We start from the raw sequence: 21,854 nt of genomic DNA on the forward strand, positions 1-21,854 counted from the left end.
CAATCGTTTATTCGTGAAAACCAAGCTCAAGGGGCTTGGTTTTTTCGGTTTGCCGTCGGGTAGCGGGATTAAGCTGTTATTGTAACGCGTGGGATCGTACTCTATAATTTGAAGGGTGGGCGATGTCTGCCAAAGCGAGCGCAAACATATAAAGATCGGGGAGAGTAATGATGATTCTAGGAATAATAGGCGTATTATTAATTGTAGTATCGATCTTCATGTATCAGCTTGCCTTCAAACAAAATAAAGACAATCACAGCAAATTGAAGAAGGAACAGAAAGCCGCGCTCAAGCAGAAGAGCAGAACGACGCGAGCGTTAGCGCATAGCATGCTTGGAGTCGCCGTGATTCTCGTCATCGTTGCCCTGTTTCAGACTTTGGGAAGCAAATACGATATCGGTACGCTGAATTACGATACTCCTATAGAAGTAACGACGGACAAAGATTATGGCGGCGGACATTCGGAAATGCCGGTTGTATACGAGATGAAGCTTCCAACCTCGGGTACCCATAGTCCCCACGATCTTAAATTCGGATTCTACGAGGAGAAGCCTCCTACCGAGAAGTTGGTTCATAATCTGGAGCACGGAGATATTCTTATCTATTACCGTCCGGACGCTAGCCAGGAAATTATCGATTCGATCAAGTACTTGGTTCATTTCAAGAAAGCCGGGGCTGGCGTACTGTCCGCACCGAGCACGGATATTCCGGAAGGCAAAGAAGTCGTCGTGAACGCATGGACCAAAACGATGGAGCTTTCCAAGTACGACGAGAAGAAAATAGGCGCATTTATTTATCAGAATATCAACAAAGGGCCGGAGCAAATTCCGGCGAACATTCGCCGCGGCGGCGGTACAATGTAAGGTAGCTTAAGGACCGTAAGCAATCATACTTGCCAATATGGTTAGCCATTCATTGTAGTCCGGGAGGCATAATCAATTGGACAAAGGCTCGAAAATTAACGGTTACATTCTAATGTTCGTCGTATTCGGCGGTTTTCTTATTTTCGGATTTTCCGAGAACGTCAAGGGTCCCGCAATTCCCCGAATGCAATTCGATTTCCAACTGGACGAATCGCAGCTCGGCGTACTTCTCGCTCTGAATTCCCTCGGCTATCTCGTCGCGTGTTCGTTTACTGGTCTGTTATCCAGAAAGATCGGCATTAAATGGACCGGTATTCTTGCTTTCGGGTCAATGGCTATATCCGGAATTTTGATGTATTTGTCAACGAACTACGCTACCTTGTCGGCTTCCTATTTTCTCATGTACATCGGTAACGGAATGCTGGAGATCGGGCTTGCGATTATGGCTGCGCGGATCTTCACGAGGAATACGGGGACGATGATGAATCTGTCCCATTTCTTCTATGGCTTAAGCTCCATGGTCGCACCGATCATCGCGGCGTCCATGATGGGGTGGAATGTCATGGGCGGAGAGCTCGGTTGGCGCGGGATGTACCTGATCATGCTGTCCCTGTCGATTCTGCCGATTATTCCATCGTTGTTAGGCAGGTTTCCCCAAGAAGAGCATAGTCAGGAGGAACGGATATCGCTTGGAAGTCTCGTTCGCGATCCCGTCGCATGGCTGATCGTGGCGATTCTCTCCTTCGGAGTCGTATCCGAGCTCGCCGTCGGTAGCTGGTTGGTTAACTTCTTGGAGAAAGCCTATGGCTGGGAAGTGGATAAGGCAGCCGGCATGCTGTCCGCGTTCTTCCTGTTCTTCATGCTCGCGAGACTATTCCTTGGGCCGATTACGGATAAGATCGGATACACGTTGTCCATTATGATCTTCTCCGCTTTCTCCGGAATATGCAGCTTGGCAGCCATCTTCATCGGAGAAAAAGGCGCGATCCTCTTCGCGATTGCGGGAGCCGGTATCGCTCCGATCTACCCGACGGTGATGGCGTTAATCGCCAAGCGATATCCGAAGGGGACGGATACGGCTATTACCTTCACCGTAACGCTTATGGGTATCGCCAGCGTCATCGGGAATCTGTTGATCGGATTTATTATCGATGGCGTGCGCCGGTTGTTCTCAAGTGAAGGTGGAGGCGACGCTGCAGTCGGGAACGCTTCAATCATCGGCTTGCAGGCCGGATATGGCTTCATCGCATTGATGGCGCTTCTGTGCTCGGTGTGCTGTGCGATCTTGCTGGCTTTTCTCCGGAAACAACGTAGAGAAATGATCGAACTGCAGAGCAACTAATTCTCTTTTGGGGAGTAGTTGCTTTTTTTTTCTATTGTAATGGAGCGTTTGAACACTGGGTAGCTGATGTAGCTAAATTTCTCGACAGTTTGAATATCTGGTATATACTGGATTTAGCGATCAATATCTATGGAGGTGTAGACATGCATCTGGAAAACGAAAAGAACGTAATCACCGTCGTTAACTCGGATATCACAGGTTCTAGCTTTAAGAATGTGAGAGCGGAGCAAGTCTCTATTGAATGTGCCAATTTAACAGGTATAACGTTAAACGACGTCAACCTAACCAGTATGACTATTTCCGATGCCAATCTTAGCGATCTTGCAATCGATGGTGCGCAATGGGGCGGTGCTCAATTTAAGAATATCGGTTTCGCGGATAAGGATCAGCCAGAGCCGGAACTCCAAGAACGAAATCCATTGCAATTCACTCACTGTTCATTAAGAGAAGGTATATTTACGAATTGCGATTTAAGCAATGTGAAGTTGGAGAATTGCAATATTTCCGGGTTAATGATCAATGGAATGAAAATCGAAGAATTGATTAAGCAACACACATCTTCAAAATAAGGGGTTTGTGGAAGTTAGTTCTCTTTTTAGGGTAGTTATACGATGATCGGGCAAGAAGGGAAATTAGGCTTTATCTATGATGATAGCGAATTACTCCGGTTTTACCCAAATAAAAACCAAAATATATGTGGCACTTTCGTATTAGGAGATGAATGAATGAAAACTCATGATATTTTGAAATCTATTAGGATGATTGGTATCAAGAAAGAGTGTCTTTTCAAAGATTTTCCAACTGCTATACCTGATGCTAAATCTAAACTTTATGCGGCAATTCCCTCAAATGCTAATGATATTGAGTTAATTTCATACAAAATGACAGAAGAGGAGATACACCCAGATAGAGCAGAAATATTTTATTTTGGAATAATGGTTGGTGATTCTTCTGTGTCACACGATGAATTGGAGCTAATAATTATAGAAAACCAATCTTTCGTGATAACAACTCACAAAGGAGTAATAAGTGACATCTGGAAAAGTTATAACGAAATTAATGAGTACATGAAAGAAAATTCTCTTGAAGAAGATAAGACCTCATTTGTTGTTGAACTATATGATAGTAGGTTTAATCCAGGATCTGATGAAAGTGAAATGGAAATTTACATACCAGTAAAGAATAAATTTAGAATGGAAAGATAAGAGCTATCGAGGGGAGATAGATGTCGTGAATACAAGAACGTTATCGAAAATCCCTGAAAAAATAAAAATTGGAACATTCATCCATTAACTTTCGTCTTTATCTTTGAGGTGAGAGATATGAAGAAAAGAACAAACATGTTTCTATTGTTATTAAGTATGCTGCTTTTATTTTTTGTTGGTTGTGCACGAGATGGAAGTAAACTAGAAGAAGCTGGTACTCAGAGTGACACTCCCGAGGAAACTATGTTTGAAGTAGGAATCGATGAACTTCCTGATATCCACGTAAACCAAAAGTTTGAGATTTCGGGCTTCATAAAGAATAATTCGAATATCTCGTGGGAGATTTCACATGGTTCTGGAATGTTTACATACGAAATCTTCGATAAGGAAGGAAAGGCTGTTAAACAAGAACAAAACATACTTTTTAGAAATGATATTGGATATGCACTTAAAATGGAATCGAATGGAATTTATAGGAATAATGGATTAGACCAAAGAAGTAAAGAATTCTATGAATTCGTTATTAAAAAACCTGGGAAATACACAGTAAAATCAAAGGCGGAATTTCGAATCAAAAATGAAAACAAAGGAATACAAGAACTAATCATCACAAGTAAAGATTATGAACTCCTCGTGAAATAGGATTTATGGATGTGATTTTGCATAACCAGTCAGATCTATTCTCTATAAATATTTATTGGAGGATTTTTCCATGGAATACGTTATTTTATGTATAGTCTTGATTTCTGCTAACATCATGTATTGTTAGGAATCATAATGATTAAGATGGCCAGCAAGAGGGAACTTCCTACCTCTAATTACACTCCATTTGATAACATAACAGGGCACTCATCGGTAGAGTTCCACGAAGAGAAAGAAGAACATGAAGATGAGGATGATCAGGGTGACGATAAGGATAAGTTTCGATATAAGTTGAAATAAGTCCGAGAAAAGGAAAACAAAGTAAGCTTGGTTCATACACTTATAAAAAGGCGGTGTATGAAATGCAACTTGATAATTTTAAAGATGAGTTGGATTTGTTTCCGGTCTCTAACGATGCAAAGGAATTATTGCTTGAATTAAGAAGTAGAAAAGTTCGACTGAATAAATTAATTATTTATTTTTTGGTTTCCCTATTCTTAGAAATAATTGTTCTCGTTAAATTCAAATTTAGTTTTTACTTACTTTTTCAGACTATGTTAAGTAACCCTATTTTCAGTTATATATTTATCCTTTCAACAGCAGTTTTAATTTATTGTTTAATTGAAATGTCAAAAGTATCAAAAAATCTAGAATTATTAAGATTAGAAACGATAGATAAAATAGAGAGATTTTGTACGGATTGGACGATTACCGAGAAATCTCAATTACGAGACCAGCTTTCAAATTTTATTAAGACCTCAATCAATGTAAACATAAGGTTCAAGACTTGATGTCTTATTAATTGCTTGAAAAAGGAGTGTAGATCCGATGACATTAACCCAAATATCTAATTATTTATTTCTGGGATCGCTTGCTCTTCTAATCATTACATTATTCGTGAAAGGGATAGGGAGACGAGGAATGACAGGTTATAGTGCCGATCCCTATTCTGGATCAACAACTGACTTGCAATTCGAGAATGATCATAGAAAGGTAATTCAAGGACAAGACAAACTAATAAAGAACATTTTTAAGTCCTATTTTATTTGGATATCCATAATTGGAATTGCTACTTCGATCGTAATAACTTTATGAACCTTCAGCTATTCAATTACCAGCGAGAGGTGTTGTAATGTGCAAATAGAAACCCAAAGATTAATCATTCGCGATTTTAATAATGAAGATTGGATAGATGTACATAAATACGCATCCCGCCATGACGTAGCAGAATTTATGATCTGGGGGCCGAATAGCGAAGACGAAACGAAAGCTTATATTGAGCAGCAGATCATGAAGCAACAATCCGCCGAACGAACGGATTTTGAATTTGGAGTAATCTTAAAAGAGACTAACGCTTTAATAGGAGGTTGCGGCATCTATATTAAGGATCGCAATGCCGAAATAGGATATTGCTTTAATCCTGAATATTGGGGGAGCGGATATGCTACAGAAGCTTCGAAGGCCATGTTAAAGCTCGGATTCAACAATTTCAATGTTCATAGAGTGTTTGCGACATGTCGTCCTGGAAATATCCCCTCCGCGAATGTATTGAAAAGAATCGGCATGAAACAAGAAGGTCATCTAAGGGAACATATGTATCACAAGGGAAGATATCATGATTCCTTATTATTCTCTATTCTTGATCATGACTAGTGACGACTTTCGATTGCGGAGAGGTCGTCTTTTTTTATTTTGTCTGCGCTTACATGGAGGTCGGCATATTGCCAGTGCTAATATTTGTTAATATAATGTTATTGTAATGTGATATTAAGCTACATATACTTCGAGAAACACATTCAGTAATGGGCAAATCTGTCGTGGAATCACTCGTTTTATTGTTTTAAGTAATAAAACAATACATGATACGGGAGGTATTTATTTGAAGAAAAGAATTATGCCGCTGACAGTAAGTATTGCCATGTTCCTCGGGTCCCTTTCCTCTGTCGCTGTTGCCGCTCCAGCTACGACCTTCGAGATAGAAGAGGCGACCGTAGCGGACATGCAAGCCGCAATGAAGTCGGGCGAACTTAGCTCGCTTGAGCTTGTATCGATGTATTTGGAACGCATCGCTGCTTACGATAAAGAAGGACCGAAATTGAACTCCGTTCTTGAAATCAATCCGGATGCATTAGCCATAGCTGAAGCGCTAGACGTTGAACGGAAATTAAAAGGACCTCGCGGACCGCTTCACGGCATCCCCGTGTTGTTGAAAGACAACATCGATACCGGCGATAAGCTTCATACGAGCGCAGGTTCTTTATCTCTGGCCGATTCCTATGCCCTCGACGATTCATTCGTTGCCAAGAAACTGCGAGAAGCAGGAGCGATTATTCTTGGAAAGGCAAATATGACGGAGTTCGCGAATTACAAGACGAGGGGAATGCCCGGCGGATACAGCTCTCGCGGGGGTCAGGTTCTGAATCCTTATAAACCGGGCGTCTTCGGAACCGGAGGATCAAGCTCCGGGTCGGGTGTATCCGTTTCATCGAATTTAACCGCATTGGCCATCGGAACCGAGACTTCGGGTTCCATTCTAAGTCCGGCGTACAACAATTCGGTTGTGGGCATTAAACCGACAGTCGGTCTGATTAGCAGGGATGGAATCGTACCTCTAGCCCACAGCCAGGACACGGCCGGCCCGATTACCCGTACCGTTGCGGATGCGGCCGTGCTATTGGGTGCTCTGACTGGAGTGGACGATAAAGATCCGATTACCGGTACCAGCGTTAAGAAATCCTATACGGACTACACGCCGTTCTTAAAGGTTGACGGCCTTAAAGGCGCGCGAATCGGAATTCCGAGAGATTTCTATTATACAAGCGGGATAACGGACGAAGAAAAAGTTATTTTCGATAAAGTAGTAGAAGACTTAAAAGCACAAGGCGCGATTATCGTCGATAATGCGGATATCCCATCCGCGGTAGAGTTGTCACAGTTCAATTCGTCGGTCTTCAAATATGAGTTCAAGGTGGATATGAATGCTTACTTGAGCGGGTTGAAGGCTGATTTCCCGCTTAAAACTTTGTCGGATATCATAAAGTTCGATAATACGGATTTCGGTGCGAACCTCAAATATGGAAATGTACTTCTGACTGAAGCAGATGCAACAAGCGGAACTTTGACCGATGCCCAATATATCCGCGATCGTCTTAAAGATTTACGCTTGTCCCGTACCGAGGGTATTGATTTTACAATGAAATTCTACAAGTTGGATGCACTGTTGTTTCCTAATACACGGAATGCGGGGATCTCGGCTAAAGCCGGGTATCCATCGATCACGGTTCCGGCAGGCTATACGAAGGAAGGGAAACCGGTTGCGGTCACGTTCGGCGGAATGGCATATAGCGAGCCGACTTTGATCAAAGTGGCCTATTCGTTCGAGCAAGCCACTCATTATCGCGTACCACCCGTATTGAAATAATCTAAGCTAAGAATTTGGCAACGATAAAAGCGACCCGCTTGCGGGTCGCTTTTATCTATTACCCCGTTTGGAGCACGGTCTGCATAGGCTTTCGTTTAGCGGCTGTAGCCGCGAACTGAACGATGACCATCAAGAGCACGATGGCCGTCATTCCAACGACGGCGGAGGCAAAGCTGTCTGTGGCATCGTGAATTTTACCAAACAGGATAGGGCCGGAAGCGCCGATGACGTATCCGACGGATTGAACCATGGCCGACCAAGAAGTAGCTTCTTGCGCGCTCGTCGTTGCGTCGATCGGAAGAAGAAGGTTTAAGGGAAACGATCCGCCCGCGCCGATTCCGATAAACAAAGCGGCAACCGCGGGTTCGACCTTCAGCATCAACAGAAGGAGGCCGATGAGCTGCAGAGTAGAGCAAGCGACCAACCACAACCGGCGAGACGGGAACCTTTGGAGCAGGAGCGGCACCAGCAGGCTTACCGGAATTTGAATGACGACGAATAAAGTCAAAGAAGTCGCCGAGTAGCTTTTCGAAAATCCCATGTCTTGAATGATCTGAGGCAACCAAGCGGTATAGGAGTAGAACAGCATTCCCATTAACCCGAAGGACAGCATCAGGATCCAAGCTTTGCCGTTCCCCCAAGGCAGCTTGGCGCCGGTTGCTCCCGCCGCGGTGGGATTCGGGCTTGCGTCGTTCGGACGAACGATCTGCCACCAGAGAATGGCGGCAACGACGGCGATGATTGCCCAAAAGGCCAGAGAGTATTGCCAAGAATCGAAACTGCGCTGTAAAAGCGCGGACAACCCCGAGCTAAGCGCGGCCCCTAAAGTAAGGGCGACTGTATATAAGGAAATCATAGAAGGAACTTGTTTCGGAAAATTTTTCTTAATAAAACCTGTGAGAAGCGGCCCGATGAGGGCGATTCCGATCCCCGCGATCAAAGCAGTGACGAGTAAGTAGAAAACGGAATTCGAAAACACGCGAATGGCGGTACCGACCGCGATAATCATCAGAGCTACTCCGATTACCTTCTCGATTCCCCACTTTCTTCCGGCTTTAACGGCGATCGGAGAGAAGAGTCCCATGCAGAGAACGGGAATGGAGGTGAGAAGACTGGCGACTGACCCGCTCATTCCAAGATCCGTCCGAATGTTGTCCAATAAGGGGGCGATAGAATTGATTGCCGGTCGTGAATTCAAGGCGGCGATAAATAGAGCTAACGCAATAAGGAACTGCTTTTTCATGAGGGATTGCTCGCCTTCTTATTATAATTAATTCTTGTCCATATATAGCGGTTGTCGGTTGATTAAGCTTACTTGAAGAATATTCATTTATCAATTATATTGAATTTATAATTATCATTTGTAATAAAAATGATTAAAAGTGAATTTTCGGCGGGAGAGGAGCGTGTCAGTTTGGAGCTTAGGCAACTGGAGTATTTCATGGCGGTGTGCAAGGAGCTGCATTTTACGAAGGCGGCGGAAAAAATAGGGATTTCCCAGCCTAATTTGAGCTTGTCGATCAAAGCGTTAGAAGAAGAGATCGGAATGCCGTTGTTCGATCGAATCGGCAAACGCATCGCGCTGACCGATGCGGGTTCTATTCTGAAGAAGCACGCCCGGATGATGCTGCAGAATCTCAGTAACGCTCGTCAAGAAATGGACGATATTTATCGGAAAGGCGGGATCCTGAGCGTTGGTGCTTTGCCGTCAGAACTGGATTATCGCCTCACCCCGATGTTTATTCGTTTCATCCAACGATATCCGGATATCCGACTTAAGGTCGTCTCCGATGTCGACGTGGCCGGGTTGGTGTTGAACTCGGAAGTGGATATCGGGATAGCCGTGAAGCCCCTGTTCGATCCGCGGCTGGTCATTCGTCCCTTAGCTCGAGAGGAGTATGGGATAGTCGTTTCCAAAAAGCATGAGCTGGCGCAGGCCAAATCGATTGCTTTGGCAGACCTGCGGACGCTGCCCATCATCCAGTATCCCAAAGGGTCCTGGGGAAGGGATTTCTTGGATAGTTGGTGCCGGCAGCACGGGTTCAACCTGAACGTAATCGTCGAGAATAGCTCGAATCCGTCGCTGTTTCATTTCGTCAAGGCCAATATCGGCGTGGGAATCGTCGCGAATTCGCTTTTGAAATCCATCGACAATCTTGACCTTCTCTTTCTCCCGATCAGCGACTATCCGCCTGTAAGGGAGATGGGCATCATTTATCGCTCTGACAGATACCTCAATCACGCGGCGCGCACCTTTATCGACTATGCGGATGAGCAACTGAAGGATCATTGACCGCGGGATAACGGTTACAAATAAGACGTTGTACTCGTATGGTTTTGCGCTATTCTAGTGCAAAAAGCCGGCCATGTTGGCCGGCTTTTGTAAATTGGTGCGTTAAATGCAGTGTCTTAAATAGCTTGTAAGGTTGGCCTGATCGTGATTTCGTTCACTCCGACCTCGTCAGGCTCCCGAATGGCGTATGCAATGGCTCTTGCGACGCTGTCAGGGGAAATGGTCATGCCGCTGTTCTTGGTAATCATGTCCTTGTATTCCGAAGGAAGGCCGCCAATCGCCGAATCGGTCGCAGTCATGCCCGGGGATAACGGACCCGGACGAGACGATTGAGTCGTTGAGGTCTGTTTTCGAATATTTTGAAAACCATTATTTATTCTTTTCATCAGAGTATCGATCAAGAAATGATCATTCATTTTATGGCCTCGGCCTTCGTCGGTACGGTGGAATGGTGGGTTCTTAACGAAATGCCGCACTCACCGCAAGCAATGGCCGAGCAACAAGCGGAATTGTTTAAGAGGAATAATATTTTTTAGTCGCCAGATTACTTATTACTTAGATGTTTACTAAATCCCCCAGAGCTCTTAGTCTTTATATTCACCTTCGTATGGAACGCGAGCTTTGGATATATCGTCTCCCATGCCGTCCAATCGTTTTCCTTGTTATGAAGCGCGATTCATGAAGTGCCTACGGTCTCTGCACGCGGAACCGCCCATGAACATACACTACTCCGTAAGGCATGAGCCTATATGGATAGAAGGGCAGGAATAACGTATGGCAGTTTCCTATATGGATTACACAGCTCCCAACGTGCAGTTTACGTACGATCTAAAGAACAACAACTTATTCACGAAGGATTCGCGCAATTTCATCAATGCGCTCGGAATTGCTCAACTCAATACACTCGGCAACGTATCGCTACTGGATATCTACCTTAGCACGGGCAACGTCGTCGAACCCCATACTCATCAAAACGCTTCCGAGCTTGTCTATTGTATCTCCGGCGCAGCCGTCGTCTCGCTAATTAATCCATTCAGTAAAAAGTTAATGAACTTTCCGATTCAGCCAGGCCAAGTGGCAAACGTCCCCCAAGGATGGTGGCATTACGAGATCGCTACGGTTGACAACACGCATCTGCTTGCGATATTCGACGCGCCGGTACCGGAATTTATCGCGGGCTCGGATATGCTCCGTTTGACGCCGGCCAGTGTTTTTGCCCATACTTATTGTTTGGATGAAGCAACATGGAAAGCAGCGGTCGCCCCTATCAAGCAAACGGTCGTCATCGGACCTCCTGTCGGCTGCAAGCCCGGCCAAGCAAATAGAACGGTAAATGCGCCATCCCATTCCCAACATCCTGTTACCCATTATCAGAATCAGCAGCCTTACGGACAATGGGAGCAGCCGGCTAACGGATATCCGCAATTTCCCGCTCCCGTCATCGGAAACGGTTGGGGTTGAGGGATTTCAACGGGAAAGACGGTCCTACAATTGAACGATCAAGAGCGCATCGCCGTGTAACGATGCGCTCTTGATCGTTCAGCTAAAGAGGGGTTGCGTGAGAGAAACGAAGGTAATAGACGGCATAGAACGAATAAATAGTTGATAAAGAACCTTGCATGTCGAGAGGAGAGAGAGACACGTTTGAAGGTAAATGAACCTGCTGGTTTTTGGATCCGATTCGGCGCAATTATACTGGATGCGCTCATCATCGCCGTACCGCTGACCATCATTTCGGTGCTTTTCACCGGTGGATTGGCAATAGATAAATATGTCTCAAATACATTGTCGTTTCTATACTCTTTGCTTACTCCGATCTTATGGAATGGTTATACGATCGGTAAACGGATATGCGGTATTCGTATCGCGAGGGTCGACGACGGAACGCCGCCGGGTCTGGGGACGATGCTGCTGCGTAATGTAGTTGCCGGCATCTTATATGCCGTCACCTTAGGAATTGCCATAATTGCGAGCGCAATTATGATCGGGGTCCGAGAGGACAAAAGGTCGCTTCACGACTTTATTGCGGGTACGGAAGTCATACGGGATTAAAACCGTAAAGTACATATTCAACAAGGCTGCCGCAGGTTTAATCGGCAGCCTTGCTTCTTTAGCGGACAGCTTTATATTAGTCGAGGGACGAGATAAAGTGCGATACATCAGCGAAAATGATGAATGATATACAAATTCTGAGATCAGGTAGGTAAAATAGACTGAATTAATAATTTGTAAAATATAGAACTTTTTCTGTGTTAAAGCGTCTAGTTATGTAGAAACAATTAGGAGTCTTTACATAAATGTGGATACTGCATTCCTAAGAGGTGTACTCAATGAGCAAAATCATGACAGAAAAAGCCCAGAAAAGTGAATTGAGCAATCGTAGACACTTCAGCTTTAGGCTGAATGTCTTTTTCTTTGTTACCTTTTCTCTTTTTTCCCTATTAATCGTTCGTTTGGCTTATTTGCAATTCGTAGAGGGGGAAACCCTGCGAGCGAAGGAACACGAGAACGGTTCAAAAAGGATTCCAATTCCCCCCATCCGGGGTAACATTTACGATTCGGCTGGCAATGCGATCGCCTATTCGATTTCCACGCAATCGCTTTACTATACGCTAGATTTGAAGATGAAAGCGGATGAGGGAATGGCGTTGGCTGCCAGAATAGTAGACATATTCAATAAACTCGGCAATAAGTCAAAGAAGCCACTCACGGTACTAGGAGTGTTCGAAGACATGGATTTAAAAGGCAGGGTCAACTCCGCTTTTCAACCTCGAAGAATCAAGTCAGGACTTACGCAAGAAGAAATCGCGTATTTCTCGGAGCATCGGGACGAGTTTGAAGGAATTGAAGTCGTGGAGGAGAGTATCCGCCAATACAGCAACGACAAACTCGCGGTCCAATTAGTCGGTTACTTGAAGAAGCTAAGCGGCGCAGTGGGCAATATTGATAAATACAAAGGCATTAACAACGAAGAGATTGATGAAACGCTTAAGTACCTGACAACGGAACAAGTCGGCGCCGATGGACTTGAGCTCATGTACCAGGACGAATTAAGAGGCCGCAACGGCTTCAAGGAATATCCGATTAACAAAGACAGCCAAATCATTGGCCCGATGAAGCTGACCAAGCCGATTAAAGGCGATAATCTTTATTTGACTATCAACAACCAAGTTCAGCTAATAGCGCAACAAGCTATCACGGATCAGATTCGAGAGATTCGTACCGCGCCGAATGAATTCCAAAAAGACTCTCATCCGATAACAGGTTATGCCGTTGCCATGGAGGTCAAGACAGGGAAGGTAGTCGCCATGGCCAGCATGCCGGATTACGATCCCTCCTTGTGGCAGGGCGGAATTAGCGAGAAGGATTGGGAGTCTGTTCAATACTTCATGAGTAATGGAACGATCAGGGACGTACAGCCTCCCTATGCGGATGACAAGGAACGCAGTATTCATCCTTCCTCATTCGTAAACTTAGGGTCAACTCAGAAACCGCTAACCGTATTAGTTGGACTAAGCGAGAAACTCATTACGCCGAATTCGACTTTCCTAGATCCAGGATATTTTGCCTTCGGGAGTAAAGGGTATGAGACAGAAGTTAGTAATGCTAGCCGAGCGATGAACGGATTATTGACGCCGACAATGGCCATTGCCAAGTCATCGAATGCCTTCATGGCGAAAATGATCGGTAATGCGCTTTATTTACGGGATGGTCCTAAAGGCGTCGATATCTGGGATGGTTACATGAAGCAGTTTGGTCTTGGCGTCATTACGGGAAGCGGATTGCCTAACGAATCCAAAGGAAAAACGAATTACTATGAGGAGATAAAATCAGGGAGTTCGCAATCCGCCCTGGTTTATGCTTCCTTCGGTCAACAGGCTAAGTATTCTACGCTGCAGCTCGCTCAATACGCGGCTACGCTCGCTAGCCATGGCAAGAGAATGAAGCCGCAGTTCGTTAATGAGATCAAGGATACCGACGGAAACCTTGTTCAACCCTATAAAAGCGAGGTTCTGAATACAATCCGCTTTCCCGATTCCTATTGGAAAACGATTGAAGACGGGATGGCGCTTGTTAATGTACAAGGCTTTGACGATTTCGACTATCATTTCTATCGGAAAACAGGAACGTCTCAACAGGATGTTGGAAGTCGCAAGAAAGTGGAGAATGCGGTATTCATCGCTTATGCACCTGCGGAAGATCCGGTCTTGGCCGTCGCGGTCGTTGTACCGGATGGCGGTTATGGCGGATATGCCGCAGCTCCGATCGCCCGGAAGATCTTCGATGCTTATGATTCCGAGATTGGCCTTATGGGAACACCTCGCAAATAACGAGAAAACCCAATTGGGGAGATGATATTTACTTGTGACACTGTTCTATTATATAGCTTCAAATCGTGAGCTTCCGATAGGTTCTTTCGGACAGAAGAAAACAGTGATGACGCTTAATCATTACGTTACGCATGTGAATCCTGTGGCGAAGGATCATCCCTCTATGCAAATACTGCTGGCGAAGTATCCAGAGGGCGATAAGCGTATGGAGATATACGAGACGGAAGAGGATGCAGCCGGTTTGTATATAATCGGACCAATTCATATTCAAGACTCCTCGAATATATTCCGTAACCCATTGGTGTACCAAGTGAATTCAGAAGGCGGTTCCTTCCAGATTAATAACGAAATGAAACGCTCTCTCCCCACATACTATCAGACCAGTAAGAAATGCTTGTCAGAGCTATTCGCTTACCTGGGTCGTAATGTAGAAATAGGCGAAGAATTAGAGCTCTATTGCTGTTGGGCGCATGGAAAGGAACGATTTTTGGAAGCACCCAATAAAGAGCTTAATCTCGCGCTTGAGCTATCGACATTTCGCTTCGATGATGAGTTCGAGTGGAAAGAACGTCAGTATATAAGCATCAAAAAGTGAGCAGAAGAAGTAGTCGAGCGGAATTGACCAAATGGCATAGCATGTGACTTCAGAGCAAAGAAGTGGTGACAGAGTGGCATTTTTAACTAACAAGCTTCTATTCATTGCCTTTTTTATTCTAATTATTCATTGCATTGAGACCCTTGCGTATGCCGTTCGTCTGTCGGGTGCAAGAGTGAAATTAATTGCTTCTTCTCTTTCGCTGTTTAGCATGATGGTAATCGTCTCAAGGATGGCGAACATGATGCAGCAACCTTTTACGGGAAGTTTGATTGATACTGCAGGACCACTAAATACTTTACAAATAGTTGAAAACCAATACAGATTTTTAATAGGAGCTTCGACAGTAGGAACAGTGTTCGGAATGATATTGTTACCGACGTTTACGGCATTGTTTTCTCGGACAATCATCTTATTGGCAAATGAGCGAGGTTCTGTGCTCTCGGTGATCAAGAGGAGTTTTTCGTTGTCATTCTTGAAACAAGGGAGCAAGCATATCCACCTGCCCAAAATATCCTATTTAAGAGGTATTGGTCTGAAGACAATACCAATGCGGTTATTCGTTATCAATATAATCGTTACAGCTATTTACACCATTGGAGTCTTATCGGCGTTATATGCATCGCTCTTAGCGCCTAATAGAGCTGGGGCTACCATAATGGCATCAGGTTTAATAAACGGCATTGCAACCATACTTCTTGCTCTTTTTATTGATCCAAAGATATCGGTATTAGCAGATGATGTCGTTAATGGTAAGGGAAGTTATCTAAAGCTTAAAAGTATCTCTGTATTCATGATAACGGGCAGACTTATCGGCACGATTGCGGCACAACTGCTATTTATACCTGGAGCCACATACATTGCTTGGCTTACGAAGTTTATTGTGTGAGTCCAGGTCCAGTAGATCGTAGAGATAGAGGTTCGCAAAAGGCCATCCGCTAAGGATGGCCTTTCTCATTCAATCTCTTTTGCGGGATGGAAAAAACGTCAGTTTTTCACAATATTTTTCAATAGACGCGAGCAGGAATACTTAAAAATCATTAATGTTAGAAATGTTGACATAGAAAATGGGGCTAGCTATACTCTAATAATCGCTGTTTTACTTACCTTCCGGTAAGTAAAATTCTGCGACTTGATTTCACAACAAGAAGGAGCTTACGAAACGATGAGTAATCAAAGCAAAGCAGGTATGATGTATCGGAATCTCAATAAAAAAATACCCAGGAATGCTCCATGACCGCAATTCCTGAGAAGATCAAGCAAAACATGATTTATGCAATTTCACAACTGGCCAATTTCAGCCCCCGTATCGTTTTGGGACGAACGCCGCAGGCAATCCGAATCGAATCCGACCTCGCTCATCCTCTGTACAACCGCGTCGTTACCTATCAAGGGGCGCTGTCCGGCAACGCATTGGACGAATTAGGGAAGTTGGCGGATGATTACCGTGCACGCAAGGTCCCATTCACTTGGCTGACCTGGCCTCAGGACGACGATGTCGCCGATTTGGAGCAGGCGCTGGAGGCAATCGGGCTTATAAAGGTCGAAGATATGTCCGGCATGTCGCTTTCCTTGACCGACTGGACGTACGTTGCGCCCGCGATTCCAGGCTTCGTCATCAAACAGATTCGAGCTCCATCGGAAATGAAATGGTTCAAGGATATTCCGTCCGTGTTTGGTTTGGACGGAGAGGCGGGAGATGTCTTCGTGCAGATCTGTGAAGCTGCCGCTTTCGGCGAGAATGCTGTATTCCGGCATTATGTCGGCTTCCTAGACGGCAAGCCCGCCGCAGCAGTGACTGCTATCCAAGACGGGGAGACGATAGGCATCTACAACGTGGCCACTCTGGAAGCCTATAGACGTAGAGGTCTCGGAAGCGCAATGACCGCGCATGCCGTGCGCGAAGGACAGGCTGCCGGCGGACGAATCGCCGTTCTGCAGGCGAGCAAGATGGGAAATGGCGTGTATCAGTCGATCGGATTCAGCGACGATATCGCGATCGGTGTCTACTTGGGGTAACTTAAAATATAATGCTGCAAAATGCTATTGTACGAAACAGGCATCGATGCGCAGACATTTGGAGGATAAGAAGATGAAAATAGGTCTCAAAAAGAAAGCGGCATCGTTAATGGTGGCCGCCGTTGTCACAACCTGTCTGCCGGCGGTCGTATCCGCAAGCGAAGGGGAACTCACGATCTCTATTAATGGAACGAAATTGGTATCGTCCGCCAATCATGTTGCAGACGGCCGGGTCTACATAGATCTGAAGAAATTCTCTGCTTTTACTGGATTTACTTTCTCTTACGACAACAAGAAGCATTCCGCAATCATAAATGGAAAAGAAGTTAAGGCTGTGGAAACGAAGGGCATACCGACGGTGGCCATAAAAGACTTGGCGAACGCAGTAGACGTGAATAGTCTCTCTTGGAATGGAAAAACCAAAACGGCGCAGCTTTCCTTCGCATCCAAACTGGTCGTATACGGAGATATTGTTTCCGAGTTGGCTGGTTGCGTGCTGCAGAACCGCTTCACCGTCGGTGACGGCATCGTGTTCCGCATGAAAGCAACTAACCCGGTTACGGGCAAGCTTGCCGAAGATGCGAAACTGCAGGTTCATCTGGCCACAGGCGAAGTGCTTGACATGCAACTGGGGCAACACCCGCCTGAGTTACCTGGCGGCGAGAAATTCTGGAGCGCGAATTACAAAGTAACGGATAAAACGCCGAAGGGAACTCTCGGCTACTATATTACCGCGCAATCGGCTTCCATGAAAGGGGAATACAAGCCGTTCCAAGTTATGCCTTCTCTCATTACAATCGTTGACACCGAGCCCTCGGAAACTGGGAAATCGACCCAATAACACCACAACTATGAACAACAGACGAAAGAGGTTAAATTCATTGCATCCGATGTTACGAATAGTTAAACCTAACACGATCCTAAGTTTGTTACTTCTGCTTTCTACCGTCTTTTTCGCGTTGCCTGCTTCTGCAGAAAAAAAAGTTGCGTCCGCAACCCCTACCGTTACGATCGAGGAAAACAACAGCACGGTAGGGGCTGTCGTTCATTTCTCTTCTAATGGTCTGGAACCAAACAAGCCGGTCAAGCTGCAGTGGGAAACAGAGCAAGGTAGTTATAACATACAAGGTATTTATAGCTTAATCGGCCCGTCCTACAAGCTAGAAGAGCAAACGATGACGATGGGCACGACCGACAGTATGGGCAAATGGAATGGAAGCTTTGTCGTACCGAAAGGCTTCGGAGGCGACCATACGATTTACGTAAGACAGAACAACGAAAAAGTCGCCCAAACGAATGTCTTCGTTGCTCCGACCTTCCGCTTGTTCCCGGAGTCGGGTCCTATCGGAACGGAAATCACGGTGCAGGCCGAGGGTATCAGCTACGCGACCATGGAGAGTAACTGGCAGTTATCCTACGATAACAAGATGACGGGACTAATCTCCGCCGTGTCCACGAACGGAAGCGCGACCGCGAAAATACGAGCCGCAGGTCCAGTAGGCAAGCATTCGATCACCATCTGGCATGGTTACTTAGGAATGCCTTATATAAACTATACGGAAGCTCCGAACTCCTATCTACCGGTGCCAAGCTTTGCGTTTACGGTTACGGATGAAGCTCCGATCGTCCGTAATGAAGTAGAAGCGCAACCGAATGCCGCCGGGGGAGGCGTGCAGATGCCGAAGTTAACGAACAAAACAGGCGTCAACGCGACATTGAGCCGGTCCGTCGGACAAGTCGGGGATTCGGTGACGTTAAAGGCTAGCGGTTTGCCTGCAGGCAAACAAGCGGATTTGGTCTGGCATACGATGGAGGGCAGCCGGATTACGGGTATGGGTTTCGCGGAGAAAAAGAGTTCGCTCGGAACGGCTCGCACGGACAGCAACGGCAGTCTGAGCTATGAATTTCCTATCCCGGACGATCTAGGAGGCGTGCCGCACCGGATTGAACTGAGGGTTGGAGACATCTCGTATGCGGAGGTATACCTGTCGATATCGCCATCGATCACCAAAATCACGCCATCCTCCGGGCCGGCGGGGACCGAAATTACAATCCAGATCAAAGGCGTCGGTTGGACGGAATACGACAACGCGTATTATTTGGATTACGATAATGCCTATCTGGGATACATGTGCGGATTTAACAGCCAAGGAACCGTAACGTTTACGGTTCCGGCTACCGGCGAGCCCGGTTATCATATCCTCGATCTCTATCCGGGCATTTACCGAGGCAAGCAGGCAAATCCGGACGTTTACGTCGCACCGCAGTTAACCTACGGCGCAGATCATCCGGGTTCGGCGATACCCGCTATTCGAATGGGCTTCACGATTACCGAGAGACCGTGAAAAATGAACCGTGCCCCTTTTAGTGAACATCTGAAAACCTCATGGTTGGATCAATGCCATTGAAAGGGGTACGATAACTACGAAATGAAAATGGAGGTTACATAAATAGTTACAATCAGAATAGCCTCACATGCAGATACCCAACAAATTAGAGAGGTCGCCTTCGAGACTTGGACAGCGGCTTATCGAGAAAGCCTTTCAATTGACTTTATTAATAATTATCTCAATAAGGCATTTTCAATTTCAAAAATACGTCAGTTAATTGACGGCGATATAGTCTTAGGGAAGTCATCGTTTCTTGTAGCTGAAGAATCTAACCAAATAATAGGATATGCGCAATTAATCCAACTAAGTGAAGCTAAATATGACTTATATCGAATTTATATAAAACCGGGATCGCAAAAACAAGGAATCGGCACAAAGTTTTTAAGTGAATTTATTAAAATCATGAAATCCGAGGACGCTTTAACTGTAACTGTAAAAAAAGACAATGTAATAGGAAGAGCATTCTATTCAAAGAATGGCTTTAAGGAAGTTGAAGAGAGTACGTTAACGCTTGAAGGAAAGCAATTGGCCATTATTAAATACGAATTAATTATTAAATAATCCGGCAAAACGAAAGGGGGTGAAAAGCGAAAATGATAAATAAAAAGGAAGCAATCTTGGAGAACATGATCCAAACGTTTGAACGGTTGAGCAGTAACAGTCCTTACGCGAATTTTTCCCGTTACGATAACTGCGCAAGAATCGAATCCGAATTGCCGTTAACGATTTTCAATCGCGTATTTGATTATAAAGCACCTAATGACGATAAGATCGATGCTACCAGGCAAGTGAAATCCATAATCGATTCGTATCAAGATCGTGGCGTAAAATGCGTCTGGCATACCTATTCCCATACACAGGACGAAGATCTTAACGATACACTGATATCTAACGGGTTCAAATCGGGCGGTACCATGTCCGGCATGGCGGTTGATCTTGGAGAGAAAGAGATTAACCGATCTAATGTGCCAGGATTGAGAATCGTGACCGTTCATACGGATGAAGAACTTGAGATGTTCAAACGGGTGTTCGTGGCAGAATACGGTCTTCCGGACGAATTAGCCAATGCGTTTACCGAAGCTTTTGCATATGATCCGGAAGGACAAATGCAGTATTTTCTGGCCTATTTGAATGAAGTGCCGGTAGGAACGGCCATGACGTTCAGCACAGGCGAAGTGACAGGCATTTACACGGTTGCGACATTGAAGGAATTCCGTACAAAAGGTATCGGTGGCGCGCTTGTTGGTCATGCTTTACTCGACATGCAAGCCGCGGGAGCAAAGTTAGCCATTTTACAGTCTAGTTCCATGGGACAGACCATTTACCGCAAACATGGGTTTGAGGAAGAACTGACGATTAATTTATTCGTGTGACGTAACAGGAAGAGATGGACGCATCGCCAATATCGTCGGCAAGGCCGATGTTTTAGTAGCTTTCGTCTGGGCACGATTAAACTGACGCTTGTGACGGCTGTATTGAACTTATCAAGCGCTACAGCAGTCTCCGGAGACTGGAACGTTTCTCTCTTTCTTGTGTCAGAAAAGACGGCTATGGCCATACGGTCACTTTCATTTAGCAATGCTGTCTGGGGAATGCTTGACGTTAGAAGAAGGACTTGCTGTGCTTGAAGCCGATAATGACCAACTCCTTCCGGCGTACATTGCAGCCTCTTTCTCTGTATGCTGCAAATTCGCTTTTCGTAGGCGATTATTTAATCACTGCTGGCCAAGAGGTGTCGGGTCGATCATCAAATTATTGAAGACTTAGGCTTCGAAATTGAGCTGAACGCGTTATAAATGCCGTCAAAAATATGAACTGTGTAAGCAGTAATTCTACTTGAAAAGAGGTAAAATCATGTCAAACATCCAAGAGCAGATCAAGAAAAATATGTATTTCAGCATGGAACAAGTGAGTATTTTAAATCCCCGCATGGTCATGGAACAAACTCCAAGGGTGCTCCGGTACGAATCTGATCTTCTTACCATTCCTTTGGGTAACCAGGTTATAAGTTATCAAGGAGCATTGTCCGCAGATGGAGTTAACGACATTCATAAGCTTATAGATCGTTACCAGTCAAAGAAGTTGCCATTCTCTTGGTTGATCTGGTCTCACGACGTCGGTGCGGAGGATTTAAAACCTGTTTTAGAGGCAAGAGGCATGCAAAAGGTAGACGAATTGGCCGGAATGTCCCTTTCGTTGAACAATTGGAAGTATAACGCACCGTCTATTTCCGGATTTGAAATCAAACCTATTCGTACTAAAGCTGAAATGGATTGGTTTAGGCAAGTCGTGCCGACCTCGTTTGGGTTCAACGAAGAAGACGGAAAAGCCTTTGCTGATATAACCGAATCTGCGGCATTCAGTGAAAATACCGTCTTCCAGCATTACATTGGTTTTATGGATGGCCAGCCCGCCACAGGGGTAACTGCTCTAACTGACGGGGAGAACATCGGAATCTATAACTTTGCTACATTGGAAGCTTACCGGAGAAGAGGCCTTGGAAGTGCCACAATAGCCCATGCTCTGCGCGAAGCCCAAGCTGCTGGGAAAAAACATGCCTTCCTACAAGTGAGCAAGATAGGGGAAAGTATATATAAGGCAATCGGTTTCAGCGATGAGGTCACAATAGAGGTTTATTGTGGTGAATAACGCTGTTTATATGGCTTGACATCTTGTAAGGCCTTGTAAAAGGTCATACAAACCTTTGGAAAATGATTTTGTTGCATATAAGTGGGGCACAACATAGCGTTGTG

23 protein-coding genes and 1 pseudogene are annotated in these 21,854 nt (G+C 45.2%); 22 read left to right on the top strand and 2 right to left on the bottom strand.

Annotated features, from left to right (window positions below; genetic code table 11):
* Nucleotides 1-170 precede the first annotated feature (170 nt).
* From DFP95_RS04005 to DFP95_RS04050, 8 genes are all read left to right on the top strand, one after another.
* Entirely contained in the window at nt 171-863 is a 693-nt protein-coding gene (locus DFP95_RS04005) for a DUF3105 domain-containing protein (protein ID WP_181907229.1), read from the top strand.
* A 112-nt stretch (nt 864-975) separates the two neighbouring features.
* On the top strand, nt 976-2,205 hold the full coding sequence (locus DFP95_RS04010) for an MFS transporter (protein WP_115991368.1): 1,230 nt from the start codon (nt 976-978) through the stop codon (nt 2,203-2,205).
* A 143-nt stretch (nt 2,206-2,348) separates the two neighbouring features.
* Nucleotides 2,349-2,774, top strand: a complete 426-nt coding sequence (locus DFP95_RS04015; protein WP_115991240.1) for a pentapeptide repeat-containing protein — start codon at nt 2,349-2,351, stop codon at nt 2,772-2,774.
* A 156-nt stretch (nt 2,775-2,930) separates the two neighbouring features.
* On the top strand, nt 2,931-3,410 hold the full coding sequence (locus DFP95_RS04020) for a GyrI-like domain-containing protein (RefSeq protein ID WP_115991241.1): 480 nt from the start codon (nt 2,931-2,933) through the stop codon (nt 3,408-3,410).
* Nucleotides 3,411-3,527: 117 nt separating this feature from the next.
* Complete coding sequence (locus DFP95_RS04025) at nt 3,528-4,052, top strand: hypothetical protein (protein ID WP_115991242.1); 525 nt, start codon at nt 3,528-3,530, stop codon at nt 4,050-4,052.
* A 120-nt stretch (nt 4,053-4,172) separates the two neighbouring features.
* On the top strand, nt 4,173-4,352 hold the full coding sequence (locus tag DFP95_RS04030; protein WP_425453226.1) for a DUF3951 domain-containing protein: 180 nt from the start codon (nt 4,173-4,175) through the stop codon (nt 4,350-4,352).
* A gap of 834 nt (nt 4,353-5,186) precedes the next feature.
* Nucleotides 5,187-5,705: a GNAT family N-acetyltransferase gene (locus DFP95_RS04045; RefSeq protein WP_115991246.1), complete on the top strand. Its 519-nt coding sequence runs from the start codon at nt 5,187-5,189 to the stop codon at nt 5,703-5,705.
* Between the two features lie 265 nt (nt 5,706-5,970).
* Nucleotides 5,971-7,473, top strand: coding sequence for an amidase family protein (locus DFP95_RS04050; protein WP_115991369.1), 1,503 nt, complete (start codon nt 5,971-5,973; stop codon nt 7,471-7,473).
* A 58-nt stretch (nt 7,474-7,531) separates the two neighbouring features.
* Here DFP95_RS04050 and DFP95_RS04055 read toward each other — a convergent pair whose 3' ends face one another.
* Nucleotides 7,532-8,716 (bottom strand): MFS transporter, encoded by a 1,185-nt coding sequence (locus tag DFP95_RS04055; RefSeq protein ID WP_115991247.1) that lies wholly within the window; start codon nt 8,714-8,716, stop codon nt 7,532-7,534.
* 171 nt (nt 8,717-8,887) lie between these two features.
* Here DFP95_RS04055 and DFP95_RS04060 point away from each other — a divergent pair, with 171 nt between their 5' ends.
* Entirely contained in the window at nt 8,888-9,766 is an 879-nt protein-coding gene (locus DFP95_RS04060; RefSeq protein WP_115991248.1) for a LysR family transcriptional regulator, read from the top strand.
* A 116-nt stretch (nt 9,767-9,882) separates the two neighbouring features.
* Here DFP95_RS04060 and DFP95_RS28620 read toward each other — a convergent pair whose 3' ends face one another.
* The gene (locus DFP95_RS28620; protein WP_147304127.1) at nt 9,883-10,182 is read right to left on the bottom strand and encodes an SDR family oxidoreductase; all 300 of its coding nucleotides are present in this window, start codon (nt 10,180-10,182) and stop codon (nt 9,883-9,885) included.
* 3 nt (nt 10,183-10,185) lie between these two features.
* On the opposite strand from DFP95_RS28620, the gene DFP95_RS04065 reads away from it, so the two are divergent.
* From DFP95_RS04065 to DFP95_RS04125, 13 genes and pseudogenes are all read left to right on the top strand, one after another.
* Nucleotides 10,186-10,302 carry a TetR-like C-terminal domain-containing protein gene (locus DFP95_RS04065; RefSeq protein ID WP_245987355.1) on the top strand — a complete coding sequence of 39 codons (117 nt, stop codon included), beginning with the start codon at nt 10,186-10,188 and terminating at the stop codon, nt 10,300-10,302.
* Between the two features lie 238 nt (nt 10,303-10,540).
* Complete coding sequence (locus tag DFP95_RS04070) at nt 10,541-11,227, top strand: cupin domain-containing protein (RefSeq protein WP_115991250.1); 687 nt, start codon at nt 10,541-10,543, stop codon at nt 11,225-11,227.
* Between the two features lie 183 nt (nt 11,228-11,410).
* Complete coding sequence (locus DFP95_RS04075) at nt 11,411-11,818, top strand: RDD family protein (RefSeq protein ID WP_115991251.1); 408 nt, start codon at nt 11,411-11,413, stop codon at nt 11,816-11,818.
* 278 nt (nt 11,819-12,096) lie between these two features.
* The gene (locus tag DFP95_RS04080) at nt 12,097-14,097 is read left to right on the top strand and encodes a peptidoglycan D,D-transpeptidase FtsI family protein (RefSeq protein WP_115991252.1); all 2,001 of its coding nucleotides are present in this window, start codon (nt 12,097-12,099) and stop codon (nt 14,095-14,097) included.
* Between the two features lie 34 nt (nt 14,098-14,131).
* Complete coding sequence (locus tag DFP95_RS04085) at nt 14,132-14,692, top strand: hypothetical protein (RefSeq protein WP_115991253.1); 561 nt, start codon at nt 14,132-14,134, stop codon at nt 14,690-14,692.
* Nucleotides 14,693-14,765: 73 nt separating this feature from the next.
* Nucleotides 14,766-15,581, top strand: coding sequence for a lipid II flippase Amj family protein (locus DFP95_RS04090; protein ID WP_115991254.1), 816 nt, complete (start codon nt 14,766-14,768; stop codon nt 15,579-15,581).
* A gap of 377 nt (nt 15,582-15,958) precedes the next feature.
* The gene (locus DFP95_RS04095; RefSeq protein WP_181907231.1) at nt 15,959-16,711 is read left to right on the top strand and encodes a GNAT family N-acetyltransferase; all 753 of its coding nucleotides are present in this window, start codon (nt 15,959-15,961) and stop codon (nt 16,709-16,711) included.
* 73 nt (nt 16,712-16,784) lie between these two features.
* Nucleotides 16,785-17,552, top strand: a complete 768-nt coding sequence (locus DFP95_RS04100) for a hypothetical protein (protein WP_115991256.1) — start codon at nt 16,785-16,787, stop codon at nt 17,550-17,552.
* A 40-nt stretch (nt 17,553-17,592) separates the two neighbouring features.
* The gene (locus DFP95_RS04105; protein ID WP_115991257.1) at nt 17,593-19,056 is read left to right on the top strand and encodes a hypothetical protein; all 1,464 of its coding nucleotides are present in this window, start codon (nt 17,593-17,595) and stop codon (nt 19,054-19,056) included.
* Between the two features lie 120 nt (nt 19,057-19,176).
* Nucleotides 19,177-19,662, top strand: coding sequence for a GNAT family N-acetyltransferase (locus DFP95_RS29765; protein ID WP_425453235.1), 486 nt, complete (start codon nt 19,177-19,179; stop codon nt 19,660-19,662).
* Nucleotides 19,663-19,694: 32 nt separating this feature from the next.
* Nucleotides 19,695-20,474, top strand: a complete 780-nt coding sequence (locus DFP95_RS04115; RefSeq protein WP_115991259.1) for a GNAT family N-acetyltransferase — start codon at nt 19,695-19,697, stop codon at nt 20,472-20,474.
* A gap of 281 nt (nt 20,475-20,755) precedes the next feature.
* Nucleotides 20,756-20,897, top strand: a pseudogene (locus DFP95_RS29220) (biotin synthase BioB); the annotation flags it as partial.
* 58 nt (nt 20,898-20,955) lie between these two features.
* Entirely contained in the window at nt 20,956-21,750 is a 795-nt protein-coding gene (locus DFP95_RS04125; protein ID WP_115991260.1) for a GNAT family N-acetyltransferase, read from the top strand.
* Nucleotides 21,751-21,854 lie beyond the last annotated feature (104 nt).

The sequence above is a fragment of the Cohnella lupini genome (assembly GCF_003386205.1).
Classification (GTDB): Bacteria; Bacillota; Bacilli; order Paenibacillales; family Paenibacillaceae; genus Cohnella; species Cohnella lupini.

What these genes read in the sequence shown, in the direction of transcription:
- DFP95_RS04005 (WP_181907229.1), top strand. Translation starts at nt 171, where the DNA reads ATGATTCTAGGAATAATAGGCGTATTATTAATTGTAGTATCGATCTTC.
- DFP95_RS04010 (WP_115991368.1), top strand. Translation starts at nt 976, where the DNA reads ATGTTCGTCGTATTCGGCGGTTTTCTTATTTTCGGATTTTCCGAGAAC.
- DFP95_RS04015 (WP_115991240.1), top strand. Translation starts at nt 2,349, where the DNA reads ATGCATCTGGAAAACGAAAAGAACGTAATCACCGTCGTTAACTCGGAT.
- DFP95_RS04020 (WP_115991241.1), top strand. Translation starts at nt 2,931, where the DNA reads ATGAAAACTCATGATATTTTGAAATCTATTAGGATGATTGGTATCAAG.
- DFP95_RS04025 (WP_115991242.1), top strand. Translation starts at nt 3,528, where the DNA reads ATGAAGAAAAGAACAAACATGTTTCTATTGTTATTAAGTATGCTGCTT.
- DFP95_RS04050 (WP_115991369.1), top strand. Translation starts at nt 5,971, where the DNA reads ATGTTCCTCGGGTCCCTTTCCTCTGTCGCTGTTGCCGCTCCAGCTACG.
- DFP95_RS04055 (WP_115991247.1), bottom strand. Translation starts at nt 8,716, where the DNA reads ATGAAAAAGCAGTTCCTTATTGCGTTAGCTCTATTTATCGCCGCCTTG.
- DFP95_RS28620 (WP_147304127.1), bottom strand. Translation starts at nt 10,182, where the DNA reads ATGAATGATCATTTCTTGATCGATACTCTGATGAAAAGAATAAATAAT.
- DFP95_RS04065 (WP_245987355.1), top strand. Translation starts at nt 10,186, where the DNA reads ATGGCCTCGGCCTTCGTCGGTACGGTGGAATGGTGGGTTCTTAACGAA.
- DFP95_RS04070 (WP_115991250.1), top strand. Translation starts at nt 10,541, where the DNA reads ATGGCAGTTTCCTATATGGATTACACAGCTCCCAACGTGCAGTTTACG.
- DFP95_RS04080 (WP_115991252.1), top strand. Translation starts at nt 12,097, where the DNA reads ATGAGCAAAATCATGACAGAAAAAGCCCAGAAAAGTGAATTGAGCAAT.
- DFP95_RS04095 (WP_181907231.1), top strand. Translation starts at nt 15,959, where the DNA reads ATGATTTATGCAATTTCACAACTGGCCAATTTCAGCCCCCGTATCGTT.
- DFP95_RS04100 (WP_115991256.1), top strand. Translation starts at nt 16,785, where the DNA reads ATGAAAATAGGTCTCAAAAAGAAAGCGGCATCGTTAATGGTGGCCGCC.
- DFP95_RS04115 (WP_115991259.1), top strand. Translation starts at nt 19,695, where the DNA reads ATGATAAATAAAAAGGAAGCAATCTTGGAGAACATGATCCAAACGTTT.
- DFP95_RS04125 (WP_115991260.1), top strand. Translation starts at nt 20,956, where the DNA reads ATGTCAAACATCCAAGAGCAGATCAAGAAAAATATGTATTTCAGCATG.